Here is a 16239-nt window from a genome sequence, read left to right as displayed (position 1 = left end):
CCTGAACCACCCCGAGCTGGCCGGCATTCACTTCACCGGCTCGACCAAGACCTTCCAGTACCTGTGGAAGACGGTCGGCAACAACATCGAGAAGTACAAGTCCTACCCGCGCCTGGTCGGCGAGACCGGTGGCAAGGACTTCGTCGTCGCGCACCCGTCCGCGGACCGCGCCGTCCTGAAGACCGCCCTGACCCGCGGTTCCTTCGAGTTCCAGGGCCAGAAGTGCTCGGCGTCCTCGCGCGCCTACGTCCCGGCCTCGATCTGGAACGACGGCTTCAAGGAGGCCTTCGCGGCGGAGGTCGACGGCATCACCATGGGTGACGTCCGCGACCTGACCAACTTCATCGGCGCCGTCATCGACGAGCGTTCCTTCGCGAAGAACAAGGCCGCGATCGACCGCGCCATCGCCGACCCGACCTGCGAGATCATCGCCGGTGGCACCTACGACGACTCGGAGGGCTACTTCGTCCGCCCGACCGTCATCGCGTGCACCGACCCGGAGAACGAGGTCTTCACGACCGAGTACTTCGGCCCGATCCTCGCCGTGCACGTCTACGAGGACGACTCCACCGAGGGATTCCACGCGATGCTCGCGCAGATGGAGTCCGTCTCGGCGTACGCCCTGACCGGCTCGATCATCGCCGCCGACCGGTACGCGGCCGCGGACGCGATGGAGAAGCTCCGCTTCGCGGCGGGCAACTTCTACATCAACGACAAGTCCACCGGCGCCGTCGTCGGCCAGCAGCCCTTCGGCGGTGGCCGCGCCTCGGGTACGAACGACAAGGCGGGTGCCGCGAGCAACCTGCAGCGCTGGACCTCGACCCGCTCCATCAAGGAGACGCTGGTCGCGCCGACCGACTACGCGTACCCCCACATGGGCTGATCCCGCACATGGGCTGATCCCGGCCCCCAGTGACACCGCCCCCGTTCCGGTACCCCCAAGTCCGGAGCGGGGGCGGTATCCATTTCCCCCACCGGCAACTCCTGCTAGCCTGCATGTAGTTGTCGTGTACGGCGACACGCTCCAGGACTCGGGCCCGGCTTCCCGAGGGAGCCGAGGGCTCTGACGAGTTCCCGTACGGGGTGGGGTGTATGCCAGGAGATACGAGACCTCTACGCGTCCGTGCCGGGACGACGCCCGGGGAGACGTATGTCCAGGCGCACCGACAACCGCCACCGCGTGGCGACCATCTGCCGTGAGGCGACCGGCCTGCCGCACCGCACCTGCCTCGGCTGGGCCGAAGCCGGCCTGATCACCCGCCACCAACCGGTCCCGGACGGGGCCGACCCGGCCCAGCGCGCCTTCGAGGCGATGGTCGCACTGACCGCGGGCGAGGCCCTTCGCGACGGACAGCTCGACGGGGCGGTGTTCGGGGTCGTCGCCGCCGTGCCATCGGCGGGCGGCCTCGCCCTCCGGCTCCACGAACGGATGGCCCGGCGGGTCGTCACCGAGCTGCTGCCCCGCCTCGACGAGGCGTACGGGGGCCTGCGCGGGGTGCCCGGCCTGCGGATCACCACCGACCGGGAGGGGCTGGCCCTGCGGGATGCCGCCGGGGTCGGGACCATCCGCCTCCAGGGCGTCCCCGGCTCCTGGCGGCTTCCGGACGACGGCGACGGGCTGCGGTACGTGGGCCGCACCGCAGGCAGGGGGCCGCACGCGGCGGAGCGGGAGGAACTGCACCGCTGGACGGGCACCGCGCTCGCCGGACCGGACCCTGCCTCCCGCGACCACCTGCTCAGCCGGCTGCTCCGCCGTCCCGCGCTGATCAACCGTACGGGGAACGCGCACGGCTGGGTGAACTCCTACCGCCACCAGTACCAGGACCTCGTGCTGGAGTGGTGCTGCGCGCCGGGGGCTCCGGCAATGGAGCAGGCGCTGCGCCGCAGCGGTCTTGCCGCGCTCCCGGAAGGGGCTCCCCCCGGACCGGGCACGCCGGCCGTCCGTCCCGGCGTGATCGGGCTCGGCCGTGCGGAGGTGACCGTCCGGTGCGTGGACCTCGGACACACCGGCCGGGACACCGCCGAGATCACCGCGTCGATCGAGCGGAGCTACGAGTGATGCTGACCGCGGCGATCGTGACGGCGGCCGTGCTCGGGGTGGCCAAAGTGGTGCGGGACTGGCTGATCCTGCGGCAGGTGCGGGCCGCCATGGACGCCGGAACCCCGGAGGACCGGGTGCGGATCGGGATGCGCCTCGCCGAGGCCCTGGGCGGCGGGCAGTCCGGGCCCGCCCCGGAGCCGCCCGCCGGGGAGGCCGTCACACCTCCACGATGACCTGGTCCAGGGACTTGCGCAGGAGGTCCGGGACCTCGCAGTCGTCCGCCGGGTAGCCCACCGGGATGACGGCGAAGGCCTTCTCGTTCTCCGGGCGGTCCAGGACGTGGCTGAGGAAGCGCATGGGGCTGGGGGTGTGGATCAGCGCCGCCAGGCCGGACAGGTGGAGGGCGGACAGGAGCATGCCGACCGCGATGCCGACCGACTCGTCGACGTAGTAGTGCTTGCGCTTGGTGCCGTCCGGGCCGAGCCAGTAGCGCTGCTGGAAGACCACGATCAGCGCCGGCGCGTCCGTCAGGTGGGTCTTCACGGCGTCCGTGCCGATGGGACGCAGGGCGGCGAGCCATTCGTCGCCCAGCCGGCCGTCGTAGGACAGCTGCTCCTCCTGCTCGGCGGCCGCGCGGATCTGCTGCCGGACGGCCGGGTCCTTGACCAGGACGAAGGTCCACGGCTGCTGGTGCGCCCCGGAGGGGGCGGTCGCGGCGCAGGCGATGGCGTCCCGGACCACCTGATCGGGCACCGGGTCGGGGGAGAAGTGGCGTACGGTCCGCCGCTCGTCCATCCGGGCCCGCAACTCGGCGGCACGCGCCAGGGATTCCGGCTGCGGCATCCGCTCGGGGCGGTAGGCGACCGGGCGGTAGGGATCCCCGTGGGTGGGCGTCCACTGCCTGGTCTCAGGAGCGGTCCCGGAGGCGGTCTCAGGTGTGGTCTCAGGCGACATGGAACAGATCTTCACGCCGCCGCGCGGCCCGCCGCCAGGGCCGTACGCGACCCTCCCGTCCGGTATGCAGGGACTCGGGCGATTTCGGAGGCGGTGATCACCGGTCGATTCCTCCTGCGGAACGCACCCCTCCACCGACGTGACCTGGGGCCCGGTGGACGCGGCGGCGACGGCGCCCAGCGCCGAGGCCCCCGCTCCGGCGGCCGTCCGCGACCACCGGGCGCGGGTGGACCACCCCGCCCCCGCCCACCGTACGTACCTTCGGCGGACTGGGCGGCGCGGGCGCGGCCGAGGTGGACCACCGGGCCCGCCCCGTCCCGCGGGACCGATGCGCACCCGCCCGGGCACGGCCATGGGCGACACGGCCGGCCTGGGCCCGGCGGCACTCCGGGTTTCGAACCCCGCGGCTGTTTCCGGCCTTTCCCGGCCGCCCCGGGCCGCCGGCGCGCGTTGATACGGTCGTCCGATGGAGAACCTCGTACGGCACACCGCTGAGCTGACCGGTACGGAGCTCCGCGAGATCAGGGCCCTGCTCGACGGGGCCTTCGACGGGGACTTCGCCGATGAGGACTTCGAGCACGCCCTCGGCGGGATGCACGCGCTGGTCCGGGACGCGGGCGGGGACCTCGTCGCGCACGGCAGCGTGGTCATGCGGCGGGTCGTGCACCAGGGGCGGGCCCTGCGCACCGGGTACGTCGAGGCCGTGGCCGTACGGGCCGACGGGCGGCGCCGGGGGCTCGGCGGGCAGGTCATGGCCCGGCTGGAGCAGGTCGTGGCAGGGGCCTACGTGCTGGGTGCCTTGTCGGCGTCGGAGGACGGGGCCGGGCTCTACCTCGGCCGCGGCTGGACGGTGTGGCCGGGCCAGGTGGGGGCCCTCTCGCCGGACGGGCCGCTGAGGCTCCCCGAGGAGGAGGGGTCGACGTTCGTGTGGGCGCCGCCCGGCGGGATCCGGCTGGACCCGGCCGGGCGGCTCGACTTCGACTGGCGGGACGGGGACGTCCTCTAGCGGGAGCCCCCCGGGCCGGCTACGAGCCCGAGATGCTGGGCGCGCCCGTTTCGATGTGGCCCGTGTAGCGGCGCGACCAGGTGCCGTCGGAGTCGGCCAGGATCGTGAAGTCGTACCAGCCCTTGCTGTAGGCCACGGCGTTGAAGAAGTCCTCGCGCGAGGAGTTCGCCGGGACCGTGTAGGTCCACGGGCCGTCGGTGCGGTAGGCGTTCGAGCGGATCGTGAAGGTGACGGGGGAGCCGGAGGAGTTCTTCATCTTGAAGTAGACCGCCTGCTTGCCGGTGCCCGGCTCGACCGCGAAGCGGGCCGCCACCTCGATGTCCTTGCCCGGCTTCGACGCGTCGCCGATGAAGCGGCGCAGGAAGCGGTTCGGCCCGTGCATCGAGATGTCGTACGTGCCCGAGCCGTGGCCGAGGCCGATGTGGAAGTAGTCGCTGCCGGTGCCGCCCGGGTCGACGGTGTACTGCCAGGCCGTCGTGTCCCGGTGCTGGTGCGGGTGGATCGAGAAGTGCGCCGCCCGCTTCGCCGCGGCGCCCTGGTTGGCCATCGAGAACCAGGCCGTGATCTGGCCGGCCGGCCCGAACTCGAAGCGGTCCAGGTTGCCGTTGACCTGGTACGGGAGGGCCCGCGCCGGGCGGGTGCCGGGCTCCTGCGCCGGCAGGGCGTTGTCCTGCGGCGCCGGGTTGGGGAGCGGGGCGCAGGTCGCCTGGCCGATCACCTTGGCGGTGGACGGGAGGCCCGCGGGGACCCCGTAGACCGGGTGCGCGAAGTCGAAGACGCCGGTCAGGTCGCCCACCACCTTGCGGCGCCAGGCGCTGATGTTCGGACAGGTGGCGGGGGTGCCGAGGGCGGCCGTCCACTTCTCCATGAACCGCAGCACCGAGGTGTGGTCGAAGACCTCCGAGCTCACCCAGCCGCCGCGGGTCCAGGGGGACATCACGATCATCGGGACGCGGAAGCCGAGGCCGATCGGGAGGCCGTCGAGGTACTCGCCGGGGGTGCCGGGCGGCGCGACCGGCGGCGGGACGTGGTCGAAGAACCCGTCGTTCTCGTCGTAGTTGAGGAAGAGGACCGTGGAGTCGAACACCTCGGGGTCGGCGGCCAGCGCACGGTAGACCAGGTCCACGAAGTGGGCGCCGTCGCCGGGCGGGGCGTAGGGGTGCTCCGAGAAGGCCTCGTTGGCCACGACCCAGGACACCTGGGGGAGGGTGCCCGCCAGGACGTCGGCGCGTATCGCGGCCGCGATGTCGTCCGGGGTGGAGCCGGTGACCTTGGGGACCGATCCCATGCCCCGGTCCCACAGCGGATCGCCGGGGGCGGCGTCCGTGAACCGCTTGAAGTAGGCGAGCCCGTTGTCCCCGTAGTTGTCCTGGGCGTTCTGGTAGACCTTCCAGCTCATGCCGGCCCGCTGGAGGGCCTCCGCGTACGTCTCCCAGGTCAGCCCGGACTCGTCGCCGCCGTCCTTGCTGGTGGCGTCGATCTTGCCGCTCCACAGGAAGGTGCGGTTCGGGCCGGTCGCGCTGAGGGCGGAGCAGAAGTAGGCGTCGCAGACCGTGTAGTTGTCGGCGAGGCCGTAGTGGAAGGGGATGTCCCCGCGGTCCAGGTGGCCGAGGGTGCGGACGTTGCCGACGCCGGTGACCCAGTTGTCCATCCGGCCCTTGTTCCAGGCGGCGTGCTGCGAGGTCCAGCTGTGCGGGAGGTCGCCGGTGCACTGGGCCAGGGTCTCGCCTTCCGCGCCGCCCGCCGGCGGGGTGGCGGACAGCTTCCACGGGTACTGGCGGCCGCCCCAGTTGGGCTGGTTGAACATGCCCCAGCCGCCCGGGATGTTGCCGGCGGCGCGGTCGCCGAACCCGCGGACGCCCTTCAGCCTGCCGAAGTAGTGGTCGAAGCTGCGGTTCTCCTGCATCAGGACCACCACGTGCTTCACATCGGTGATGGTGCCGGTCGCGGCGGCCGCGGCCGCCGTCGTCGGTGTGACCGCGGGCAGCGTGGCGCCCGCCACGAGCCCGGCGCCGATTCCCACGAAACCTCTGCGGCTGATCGGTGTCACTGGCTTCTCGCCTCCAACTCGGGTGCCCCGGCGGCACATCGACGGCAAGAGTGGCGGCGCCCGGATCAAAGGTCTACATCCGTGCGGTAAGAAATCGGTGAACATAAGGGTGGCTGGAATCAGCCGTCGATCCGGACCAGCATCTTGCCCAGGTTATCCCCGCGGAGCATGCCCAGGAAGGCCTCCACCGTCCGGTCAAAGCCCTGGACAACGGTGGTGTCGGTACCGATCCGGCCGCTGCGCAGATGAGGGACGAGGAAGTCCTCCAACTCCTCCTGGAGATTGGTGTGATTGCGAACCAATACACCTTCCAGGCGAAGGGACTTGTGTACGACCTCGAAGAGGTTGCGGGGCGCGGCCGGCGAGCGGTCCTCGTTGTACATCGATATCGCACCCACCCAGGCGACCCGCCCGTACTCGCGCAGCGCGTCGATCGCCCCCTCCAGGTGGTCCCCGCCGACGTTGTCCACGTAGACGTCGATACCGTCCGGGGCGGCCTGCGCGAGCTGCTCGCCGACCGGCCCGTCGTGGTAGTCGAAGGCCGCGTCGAAGCCGAGTACGCCGGTGAGGTGGCGGACCTTGGCCGCCGAGCCCGCGCTGCCGATGATCCGCCGGGCGCCCAGCAGCCGGGCGATGTGGCCGGTGGCCGTGCCGACCCCGCCCGCGGCGGCGGAGACGAAGAGGTCCTCGCCGCTCCGCAGGGCCGCCGTCCGGGTGAGGGCCGCGTACGCGGTCAGGCCGGTGCCGCCCAGGATGGAGAGGTAGGCCTCCAGCGGGACGCCGTCGTGGCCCCGCAGTGTGCGCGTCCCGTCCACGCCGAGGGTGACCAGGGCGTGGGTCCGCCAGCCCGCGCGGTGGAAGACCAGGTCGCCCTCGCGCAGCCCCGGGTCGCGGGAGGCGAGCACCCGGCCCACCGAGCGGCCCTCCAGCGGGGTGTTCAGCTCGAAGCCGCCCTCGCCGCCGTCCATCAGGCCCCGGTGGTACGGGTCCACCGAGAGCAGGAGGTTCTCGACGAGCGCGCTGCCGGGCGCGGGCTCCGGGACCGGGGAGGCGGCGTAGGCGAAGTCCCCGGCGGTGGGGAAGCCGGTGGGGCGGGCGATCTGGTGGACGGCGTAAGCGGTGTTCGTGGTCATGGGCCCGACGCTAGGAAGGAATGGCCGGCCCGGGCAGGGGGTTGCGTTCATGGAACCCACGCATCCATGAACACTGCTCATAGAACGAGGTGGAAGCACCCATGGCGGGAAGCACTGCCGACCTGCTGCCCCAGGAACTGCGGATCCTGGTCGCCGTCTCCGAGAGCCGCGGCTTCTCCGCCGCCGCGGCCGCGCTCGGCCTCACCCAGTCGGCCGTATCCCACTCGGTGCGCGGCAGCGAGGCCAAGGTCGGCGCGGTGCTCTTCGAGCGCGGCCGCGCCGGGGCCACTCCCACCCCGGCGGGGGAGCGGGCCGTCGCCCTGGCCCGGCGGATCCTGCGGATGTACGAGGTCCTCGGCGCGGAGGTCCGGGGCGCGGGCCGCGGCGCGGTGGAGGGGGTGCTGCGGATCGCCGCGTTCCGCAGCGCGGCCCTGCACCTGCTGCCGCCCGCGCTGGAGCGGCTCACGGCCCGGCACCCGGGCATACGCCCCGAGGTCCGCGTGGTGCGCGAGATCGGCGCCGGCACGGCCGGGGAAGTGGCGGCGGGCCGCGCCGACCTGGGCATCGCCACGCTGGGCGGCTCGCAGGACGTGGCCCCCGGCCTGCTGACCGGGGTGCTGGCGCAGGAGGCGTACCGGCTGGTCCACCCGGCCGGGCACCCGGACCCGAAGGGCCTGCCGCTGATGGACTGGGACGAGAACTGCGGTTCCTACACCCGCTCCTGGTGGCATGCCCAGGACTGGATCCCGCGGGCGACGGTCAAGGCGGAGGACGACGCGATGGTGCTGACCATGGTCGGCCGCGGGCTCGGTATGGCGATCATGCCCGAGCTGTCCCTGAGGGAGGCGACCGAGGCGGTGGACATCACCGATCTGGGCCCTGGGGGGCCGGTGAGACAGGTGGGATACGTCACTACGGTGGAATCGGCCTCAACTCTCGCCGTACGGGCCCTGATCAGGGAACTTCGCTCCGGGAAGGGCTGAAACGGACCCTCCGGACGGGGCTTTCCGGGGGAGTGGGCGTCTCAGATAGTAGGAAGCCCGAGTAATTGCCGAGACATACAACGGGACCTGGCTTAGCTTTGTAGAAGCCGAACGTCTCGCCGATCAGGCGAATGGCGGTCGAGAGCGCGCGCCCCTGGCAGGCAACCCCTGCGGCGCACCGCTCCCCGCCTCTTCCGGCGCCTTGAAGGAACCCCTCATCCGTGGCCCCGCCACGCCGTGATCTCAAGGAGTCGATCACCATGACCGCTTCCACCGCCACCCGCCGCGTCCGCCACACCTCCGCCTCGGCCGACGACCGCAAGAACGCCGCCGCCGCTCTCCAGCGCGCCCTCGACCGCCGTGACAACGGCGGGTCGACCGGCCACTGACCTGCGACGCCCGGGACATTCTGCGTTCACATACGTCCACATGGTGGACGCAGAATGTCTGAGGGCTGGGACACGGAGTACGGTTCCGTCATGTCGACCAGCATCAATCTCGCAGTGATCCCCGGTGATGGCATCGGCCAGGAAGTCGTGGCTCAGGGACTCAAGGTCCTTACCGCGGTCCTGCCCCAGGATGTGAAGCTGGAGACCAGGCAATACGATCTCGGCGCCCAGCGCTGGCACCGCACCGGTGAGACCCTCCCGGAAGCGGAGCTCGAAGCCCTCAAGCACCACGACGCGATCCTGCTCGGCGCCATCGGCGACCCCTCGGTCCCGTCCGGCGTGCTGGAGCGCGGTCTGCTGCTGAAGCTCCGCTTCGCCTTCGACCACTTCATCAACCTGCGCCCGTCGAAGCTGTTCCCGAACACGGCCACCCCGCTCGCCGGCCGCCCGGAGATCGACTTCGTCGTGGTCCGCGAGGGCACCGAGGGTCCGTACACCGGCAACGGCGGCAGCCTGCGCACCGGCACCCCCGCCGAGGTGGCCACCGAGGTCAGCATCAACACCGCGTACGGCGTCGAGCGCGTCGTCCGTGACGCGTACGAGCGGGCGAACGCCCGCCCCCGCAAGAAGCTGACGCTGGTCCACAAGAACAACGTCCTCGTGTACGCGGGCCACATGTGGAAGAACATCTTCGACAAGGTCGGCCAGGAGTACCCCGAGGTCACCACCGACTACCTGCACGTCGACGCCGCGACGATCTTCTTCGTCACGCAGCCCGAGCGCTTCGACGTCATCGTCACGGACAACCTCTTCGGTGACATCCTCACCGACCTGGCCGCCGCCGTGACCGGCGGAATCGGCCTGGCCGCCTCCGGGAACATCAACCCGACCGGCGCCTTCCCGTCCATGTTCGAGCCCGTCCACGGCTCGGCCCCGGACATCGCCGGCACCGGCAAGGCCGACCCGACCGCGACGATCCTCTCCGTCGCCCTCCTGCTGCGTCACCTGGGCTACGAGGCCCAGGCCGTCCGCATCGAGGACGCGGTCTCCGCCGACCTGGCGGAGCGCGACGGAACCTTCCGCTCCACCGATGCGATCGGCGACGCCCTCGCCGCCCGCGTAGCCGGCTGACCCGGCAGCTCCACCTCAGGAAGCCGCCGGGGCACAATGGGACCCGGCGGCTTCTCCTGCGCGGCCCCGGGTGCCACCATCTCCCCTGGGCCGCTCCCCGCTTCTCCGAAGCCTGTCCGCGCGCGATAATCGAACGCGAGGCCGCGGAATGCGGGGAAGCTCGGACGTCCTAGTACGCCGTGAGCGCGGTCCGCCATACACAACCGGTGAAGGACAAGCACTCATGACGACGCCCACGATCGAGCTCAAGCCCTCCTCGAACCCGCTGTCCGATGCGGAGCGCGAGGCGATCCTGGCCAGCCCCGGCTTCGGCCGCCACTTCACCGACCACATGGTGACGATCAAGTGGACCGAGGGTCGCGGCTGGCACGATGCCGAGCTGGTCCCGTACGCGCCGCTCGCGATCGACCCGGCGAACATGACGCTGCACTACGCGCAGACGATCTTCGAGGGCCTCAAGGCCTACCGCCAGCCCGACGGCACCGTGGCCACCTTCCGCCCCGAGGCCAACGCCGCGCGCTTCCAGTCCTCCGCGCGCCGCATGGCCATGCCGGAGCTGCCGACCGAGCTCTTCATCGAGGCCTGCGACGCGCTGATCAAGCAGGACCGCGCCTGGGTGCCGGACTCCGGCGAGGCCTCCCTGTACCTGCGCCCCTTCATGTTCGCCTCCGAGGTCGGCCTCGGCGTCCGCCCGGCGAACGAGTTCCTCTTCATCGTCATCGCCTCGCCCGCCGGCGCGTACTTCCCCGGTGGCGTCAAGCCCGTCTCCGTCTGGCTCTCCGAGGACTATGTCCGCGCGGTCAAGGGCGGCACCGGTGCCGCGAAGACCGGCGGCAACTACGCGGCCTCGCTGGTCGCGCAGGCCCAGGCGGCCTCGCACGGCTGCGACCAGGTGGTCTGGCTCGACGCCGTCGAGCACCGCTGGATCGAGGAGATGGGCGGGATGAACCTGTACTTCGTGTACGGCGACCGCATCGTCACGCCGGAGCTCACCGGCTCGCTCCTTCCCGGCATCACCCGCGACTCCCTCCTCACCATCGCCCGCGACCTCGGCTACACCGCCGAGGAGGGCCGCCTGACCACCGAGGACTGGCAGCGCGACAACGAGAACGGCACCCTCACCGAGGTGTTCGCCTGCGGCACCGCCGCCGTCATCACCCCGGTCGGCTCGGTCAAGTCCGAGCGCGCCAACTGGACCCAGGGCGACGGCGAGCCGGGCCAGGTCACCATGCGCCTGCGCAAGGCGCTGCTGGAACTCCAGACCGGCCACAGCGCCGACACCCACGGCTGGATGCACCCGCTGGGCTAGTCCAGGCCGCCACCTCAGGTGGTCAAGAAACCCGGAAGCGCCTCCGACCGGCGAGAACGAGGACTGTCGAGATCCTCGTTCCCGCCCCGTCGGAGGCGCTTTCACGTGAAGGGGCGCACAGGGGCCGATCACACACTCACGGGAGACGTCGCCCCGGTCAGATCCCGACGGCGTTGGAGGCGGGCAGCCAGATCTGCAGCTGGTAGACGAAGTCGCTCCACAGCCCGGTGACGAGGAGCACTCCCACCGCGATGAGGAATCCTCCGCCGATCCTGAGCACCAGCGAGTAGTGCTGCTTGACCCATCCGAACGCCTTCATCGACCGGCGGAAGGCGACCGCCGCGAGGATGAAGGGAACGCCCAGGCCCAGGCAGAAGAAGGACACGAGGAGTGCGCCCCGGCCCGGGCTCTCCTGCCCCATGGACAGGCTCATCACGGCTCCGAGGGTCGGGCCCATACAAGGCGACCACCCGAGTCCGAACGTGAAGCCGAGAACCGGTGCGCCGAGCAGTCCGGCTCCGGGCTTCCGGTGGATCCGGAAGTCGCGCTGTGTGAAACCCGGGAGGAACCCCATGAAGGCGAGCCCGAACAGGATCGTAAGGCTTCCCAGAATGATGTCGAGCGTGTCCTTGTATGCGGAAAGCGTGCTGCCGAAGTATCCGAAGAAGGCGCCCTGGGTGACAAATGGAGCCGAGAATCCGAGAACGAAGAGGAGCGCGCCCAGAAGCATCCGGCCGCGCTTTTCCTCACGCGCCTCAGGGCTCAGTGTGGACGCGGAAAGGCCCGTGACGTAGCCGAGGTATCCCGGGACGAGTGGCAGCACGCAGGGCGAGAAGAACGAGATGATGCCGGCCAGGAGGGCCACCGGCACGGCGGCGACCAGGGTGCCGCTCGTCACCACCGACGTTGTCGATGCCAGGACCACCAGGGCCTCCTTGTTCGCGGCCCGGTCGAGGCACGTACGCAGACGGTAGGGATCCCCAGTGTGGCACGCAGCATCCGTGCGGCTGCGGTCAGGGTGCGCGGCCCAGTGACCGGCCTTCGATCAAAAGGGCCTGCCCTGCAGTAAAGGGGAAGGAATTGGCGATCGGCAGGCATTCGCCGGCAGGGATATGTTCTGGCGCAATGCGGCTACCGGGAAATACCTGGCGCCCTGACGTACGCGGGCCCGCGCGCGTACGGGGGGACGGGGGATCTCAGGCGTTCGCCGGCTCCTCGGCGGCGGCGACCGCCGGGACCGGGGCGGGGGAGCGGCGGGCGGTGAGGGCGGTGTACACGAGGCCGCCCGTCAGGCCGGACAGGACGAAGGAGCAGTCCACGCCGCCGGTGAGGGCGAGCAGCGGGCCCTCGTAGAAGGGGGTGGTCACGGCGAGCAGGCCGATGCCCGCGCCGATCGCCCAGGAACCCGTGGCCGCGACGTTCCAGCCGGAGCGGTACCAGTAGATCCCGCCCACCGAGCGGCGGTTGAAGACCTGCAGCGCGTCGGCGTCGTAACGCCCGCGGCAGCGCACGTACCCGATGAGGGTGATCACGGCCCACGGGGTGCCGATCGCGGTCAGCACCAGTACGAACGAGGTCATCGCGGACTGCACGTCCCACTCGAAGGAGCCGATGAAGACGAAGGCGGTGGAGACCGCCGCGGCGACCAGGGTGGCCGTGGTCCGGGTGGCCCTGGGCACGATGGCGTCGAGGTCGAGGCCCATCGAGTAGAGCATCAGCCCGGCGTTGCCGACCGAGCCGGCCGCGGCGGCGGCGAGCAGCGGGATCAGGTACCAGACGGGCGAGGCCGCCACCAGCGGGCCGGCGTACTCGGCTCCGGCCCGTGCGGCGAGCGCGGTGAAGGTGCCGAACAGCTGGGGGATCAGGAGGCCGAAGAGCAGTCCGAACCCGGTGGCCCAGAGCACCTTGCGGGAGCTGTGCCGGTGCGGGGAGATGTAGCGGGTGTAGTCGCCGAGCAGGGTGATGAAGGCGACCGGGCCGCTGAGCCCGGCGGCGACGGCGGCGAGGATCCAGGTCGGCCAGAAGGAACCGAGCAGGTACGCGGTGTCCGGCGGGGCGGCGGTGGTGAAATCCCCGGAGTAGGCGAAGACGGCGATGGCCAGCAGCACCACCATGCCGATGGCCAGGATCTTGCTCATGCGCAGCAGCAGCCGGTAGCCGAAGACGGCCGCGACGACGGTACACGCGGCGAGTACGCCGTACATCATGCCGCGCGTGGCACCGGTGTCCGGCAGCCCGGTGAGCCGCGAGAGGACGCCCACCATCACGTCGCCGCCGATCCACAGGGTGAGCGCGGTGTAGCCGAGCGAGAGCAGCAGCCCCACCACCGAGCCCACGAGCCGGCCGCGGACGCCGAACTGTGCGCCGCTGGAGGTCGAGAGGTTGGTCGCGGTGCGCAGCGAGACGAGCGCCAGCGGCGCGGTGAAGGCGATACCGACGAGCGTGCCGGTCACGATGGCGGTGACCGAGGGCCACAGGCCCAGTCCGAAGGACGGGGGCAGCCAGCCGAAGACGATCACGCCGAGGCAGAGGTTGGAGCCGAGAAGGATCGAGATCAGGTCACGGGGACCGCTCGTCCGCTCGTCCTCGGGGATGGTGTCGACTCCGCGCTGTTCGATGGGCATGGGGGACTCCCTTGGCAGGGCGGGGGGTGGTTGCGCCTTGTTTGAGCGACACTCAATGTGACTCAAGGCCTGCCCCCAGGTCAATGATTCCCTCCGTCGAAATGAAGAGTTAGAGTGATGCTCTAACCCATCGACTCAAGAGGTGGTGGATCGGCGTGCGGCTGACCCCTACGGAGCGCGACCGGCTGCTGCTCCGCAGCGCTGCGGAGCTGGCCAGGGCCCGGCGGGCCCGTGGCCTGAAACTGAACGTCCCGGAGGCCACCGCGCTGATCGCGGACACGGTCTGCGAGGCGGCGCGCGACGGCAAGCGGCTCGCGGAGGCCATCGAGGAGGCCCGCAGCGTGCTGGGCCCGGGCGATGTCCTGCCGGGTGTTGCCGACGTGGTCGCCGAGGTGCATGTGGAGGCCGTCTTCGACGACGGATCCCGCCTCGCGGTGGTCTCGTCCCCCATCCAGGGCGCGGTCCCGCTCGGCGACGACGCCCCGGGCGCGGTCGTTCCGGGACCCGGCGTCCCCCAGCCGGAGCCGGTCCTGCACCTGCACGTCCGCAACACCGCCGCCGTGCCGGTGAGCGTGACCTCGCACTTCCACTTCTTCGAGGCGAATCCGCGGCTCGACTTCGACCGGGCCGCGGCCTACGGGATGCGGCTGTGCGTGCCGGCGGGCTCGTCCGTACGGTTCGACCCCCACGGCGAGGGCGAGGTCGGCCTGGTCCCGATCGGCGGGGACCGGATCGCGATCGGCTTCGCGGGCCTGGTCGACGGGCCCCTGGACGCGCCCGGAGCCAAGGCGCTCGCGCTGGCGAAGGCGGCGGCCTGCGGGTATCTGGGCGCAGCCGCCGCCGGACACGAGGAGGGAGACCGGGCGTGAGCAGGAAGATCCCGCACAGTGATCACTGTGCGCCGGGCGGCCGGCACATCGATCCGCATGAGTATGCGTCGGTCTTCGGCCCCCGTGCCGGGGACAGGGTGCGGCTCGGTGACTCCGGGCTGACCGTCCGGGTGGAGCACGATGCGCAGAAGCCGGGCGACGAGTTCCTGGCCGGTTTCGGCAAGACGGCCCGTGACGGTCTGCATCTGAAGGCGGCCGCCGTCCGGGAGACGTGCGATGTGGTCATCAGCAATGTGCTGGTCATCGACGCCGTTCTCGGTATCCGCAAGGTGTCGATCGGTATCCGTGAGGGCCGGATCCATGCGATCGGCCGGGCCGGCAACCCCGACACCCTCGACGGCGTCGACGTGGTCGTCGGCACCGGCACCTCGATCGTGTCGGGCGAGGGGCTGATCGCCACCGCCGGAGCCGTCGACACCCACGTCCACCTGCTGTCCCCGCGGATCATGGAAGCCTCGCTTGCCGCGGGTGTCACCACGGTCATCGGCCAGGAGTTCGGCCCCGTCTGGGGCGTCGGCGTCAACTCCCCGTGGGCGCTGAAGCACGCCTTCAACGCCTTCGACGCCTGGCCCGTCAACATCGGCTTCCTCGCCCGCGGCTCCTCCTCGGACGCCGCCCCGCTGGTCGAGGCGCTCGCCGAGGGCGGCGCGTCCGGGTTCAAGGTGCACGAGGACATGGGCGCGCACACCCGGGCCCTGGACACGGCCCTGCGCGTGGCCGAGGAGCATGACGTGCAGGTCGCCCTGCACAGTGACGGCCTGAACGAGTGTCTTTCCGTCGAGGACACCCTGCGGGTCCTGGACGGCCGGACCATCCACGCCTTCCACATCGAGGGCTGCGGCGGCGGTCACGTCCCCAACGTCCTGAAGATGGCGGGTGTGCCGAACGTGATCGGCTCCTCGACCAATCCCACGCTGCCCTTCGGCCGGGACGCGGTCGCCGAGCACTACGGCATGATCGTCTCCGTCCACGACCTCAAGCCCGACCTGCCCGGCGACGCCGCCATGGCCCGCGACCGCATCCGCGCCGGGACGATGGGAGCCGAGGACGTCCTGCACGACCTCGGGGCCATCGCGATCACCTCCTCCGACGCCCAGGGCATGGGCCGCGCGGGCGAGACCATCCGCCGCACCTTCGCCATGGCCGCCAAGATGAAAGGCGAGCTCGGTCCGATGGACGGCGACGGCGAGGGCGACGACAACGCCCGCGTCCTGCGCTACATCGCCAAGCTCACCATCAACCCGGCCATCGCCCACGGACTCGCGCACGAGATCGGCTCCATCGAGGTCGGCAAGCTCGCCGACATCGTCCTCTGGCGCCCCCCGTTCTTCGGCGCCAAGCCCCAGCTCGTACTGAAGTCCGGCTTCCCCGCCTACGGCGTCACCGGCGACCCGAACGCCGCCACCGACACCTGCGAACCGCTCGTCCTCGGCCCGCAGTTCGGCTCGTACGGGGCCACGGCCGCAGACATCTCCGTCGCCTTCGTCTCCGCCGCGGCCGCGGCCCTCGGCAGCGACGAGATGCCGACCCGCCGACGCCGCGTCGCCGTCCGCGGTACCCGGGGGATCGGCCCCAAGGACCTCCTGCTCAACTCCCGGGTGGGCGCGGTCGATGTGGACGCGCGCAGCGGACTGGTCTCCCTCGACGGGGAACCGCTGCGCTCCGAAGCCGCCGAATCGGTCTCCCTCAACCGCCTGTACTTCCTGTAAGTCAGCACAGCCCGTAAGGA

Annotated in this window: 15 protein-coding genes; 10 read left to right on the top strand and 5 right to left on the bottom strand. The window is 71.2% G+C overall.

The annotated features are described in order from the left end of the window. The 3 genes from ACFY04_RS28250 to ACFY04_RS28240 all read left to right on the top strand — a co-directional run. Window positions 1–883 (top strand): aldehyde dehydrogenase family protein (locus tag ACFY04_RS28250; RefSeq protein ID WP_389120814.1); only part of this gene is annotated, 883 nt, incomplete at its 5' end. A 267-nt stretch (window positions 884–1150) separates the two neighbouring features. Then, window positions 1151–2059, top strand: coding sequence for a hypothetical protein (locus tag ACFY04_RS28245; protein WP_389120812.1), 909 nt, complete (start codon window positions 1151–1153; stop codon window positions 2057–2059). Further along, window positions 2056–2274: a hypothetical protein gene (locus ACFY04_RS28240; protein ID WP_389120809.1), complete on the top strand. Its 219-nt coding sequence runs from the start codon at window positions 2056–2058 to the stop codon at window positions 2272–2274. Before ACFY04_RS28245 ends, ACFY04_RS28240 begins: the two co-directional genes overlap by 4 nt. On the opposite strand, the gene ACFY04_RS28235 is transcribed toward ACFY04_RS28240, so the two are convergent. Next, window positions 2258–2995, bottom strand: a complete 738-nt coding sequence (locus tag ACFY04_RS28235; RefSeq protein ID WP_389120807.1) for a nitroreductase family protein — start codon at window positions 2993–2995, stop codon at window positions 2258–2260. The genes ACFY04_RS28240 and ACFY04_RS28235 overlap by 17 nt on opposite strands. 466 nt (window positions 2996–3461) lie before the next feature. On the opposite strand from ACFY04_RS28235, the gene ACFY04_RS28230 reads away from it, so the two are divergent. Beyond that, complete coding sequence (locus ACFY04_RS28230) at window positions 3462–4001, top strand: GNAT family N-acetyltransferase (RefSeq protein ID WP_389120805.1); 540 nt, start codon at window positions 3462–3464, stop codon at window positions 3999–4001. Window positions 4002–4020: 19 nt separating this feature from the next. Here ACFY04_RS28230 and ACFY04_RS28225 read toward each other — a convergent pair whose 3' ends face one another. Further along, window positions 4021–6051 carry a phosphocholine-specific phospholipase C gene (locus ACFY04_RS28225; protein WP_389120803.1) on the bottom strand — a complete coding sequence of 677 codons (2031 nt, stop codon included), beginning with the start codon at window positions 6049–6051 and terminating at the stop codon, window positions 4021–4023. A gap of 119 nt (window positions 6052–6170) precedes the next feature. After that, the gene (locus ACFY04_RS28220) at window positions 6171–7184 is read right to left on the bottom strand and encodes an NADP-dependent oxidoreductase (RefSeq protein ID WP_389120798.1); all 1014 of its coding nucleotides are present in this window, start codon (window positions 7182–7184) and stop codon (window positions 6171–6173) included. A 101-nt stretch (window positions 7185–7285) separates the two neighbouring features. Between ACFY04_RS28220 and ACFY04_RS28215 the strand changes: the two genes are divergently transcribed. From ACFY04_RS28215 to ACFY04_RS28200, 4 genes are all read left to right on the top strand, one after another. Further along, window positions 7286–8167 carry a LysR family transcriptional regulator gene (locus ACFY04_RS28215; RefSeq protein WP_389120796.1) on the top strand — a complete coding sequence of 294 codons (882 nt, stop codon included), beginning with the start codon at window positions 7286–7288 and terminating at the stop codon, window positions 8165–8167. Window positions 8168–8427: 260 nt separating this feature from the next. Then, entirely contained in the window at window positions 8428–8556 is a 129-nt protein-coding gene (locus ACFY04_RS28210; RefSeq protein ID WP_266379422.1) for a hypothetical protein, read from the top strand. Between the two features lie 90 nt (window positions 8557–8646). Next, window positions 8647–9687 (top strand): 3-isopropylmalate dehydrogenase, encoded by a 1041-nt coding sequence (locus ACFY04_RS28205; protein ID WP_327737580.1) that lies wholly within the window; start codon window positions 8647–8649, stop codon window positions 9685–9687. Window positions 9688–9910: 223 nt separating this feature from the next. Continuing rightward, window positions 9911–10996: a branched-chain amino acid aminotransferase gene (locus tag ACFY04_RS28200; protein ID WP_109781535.1), complete on the top strand. Its 1086-nt coding sequence runs from the start codon at window positions 9911–9913 to the stop codon at window positions 10994–10996. 157 nt (window positions 10997–11153) lie between these two features. Here ACFY04_RS28200 and ACFY04_RS28195 read toward each other — a convergent pair whose 3' ends face one another. Both ACFY04_RS28195 and ACFY04_RS28190 read right to left on the bottom strand, forming a co-directional pair. Then, a complete protein-coding gene (locus ACFY04_RS28195) occupies window positions 11154–11924 on the bottom strand; it encodes a cytochrome c biogenesis CcdA family protein (RefSeq protein WP_389120833.1) in 771 nt (256 codons plus the stop codon). A gap of 268 nt (window positions 11925–12192) precedes the next feature. Continuing rightward, window positions 12193–13620 (bottom strand): cytosine permease, encoded by a 1428-nt coding sequence (locus ACFY04_RS28190; protein WP_389120791.1) that lies wholly within the window; start codon window positions 13618–13620, stop codon window positions 12193–12195. A gap of 155 nt (window positions 13621–13775) precedes the next feature. Here ACFY04_RS28190 and ureA point away from each other — a divergent pair, with 155 nt between their 5' ends. Then, window positions 13776–14489 (top strand): urease subunit gamma, encoded by a 714-nt coding sequence (ureA, locus tag ACFY04_RS28185; RefSeq protein ID WP_389120789.1) that lies wholly within the window; start codon window positions 13776–13778, stop codon window positions 14487–14489. Then, window positions 14486–16219, top strand: coding sequence for an urease subunit alpha (locus tag ACFY04_RS28180; protein WP_389120787.1), 1734 nt, complete (start codon window positions 14486–14488; stop codon window positions 16217–16219). Before ureA ends, ACFY04_RS28180 begins: the two co-directional genes overlap by 4 nt. The last annotated feature ends 20 nt before the right edge of the window (window positions 16220–16239 follow it).

The sequence above is a fragment of the Streptomyces sp. NPDC001549 genome (assembly GCF_042894025.1).
Lineage (GTDB): Bacteria > Actinomycetota > Actinomycetes > Streptomycetales > Streptomycetaceae > Streptomyces > Streptomyces kutzneri.
Note: the sequence above shows the minus strand (reverse complement) of the source record. Positions and strands in the feature narration are given on the sequence as shown.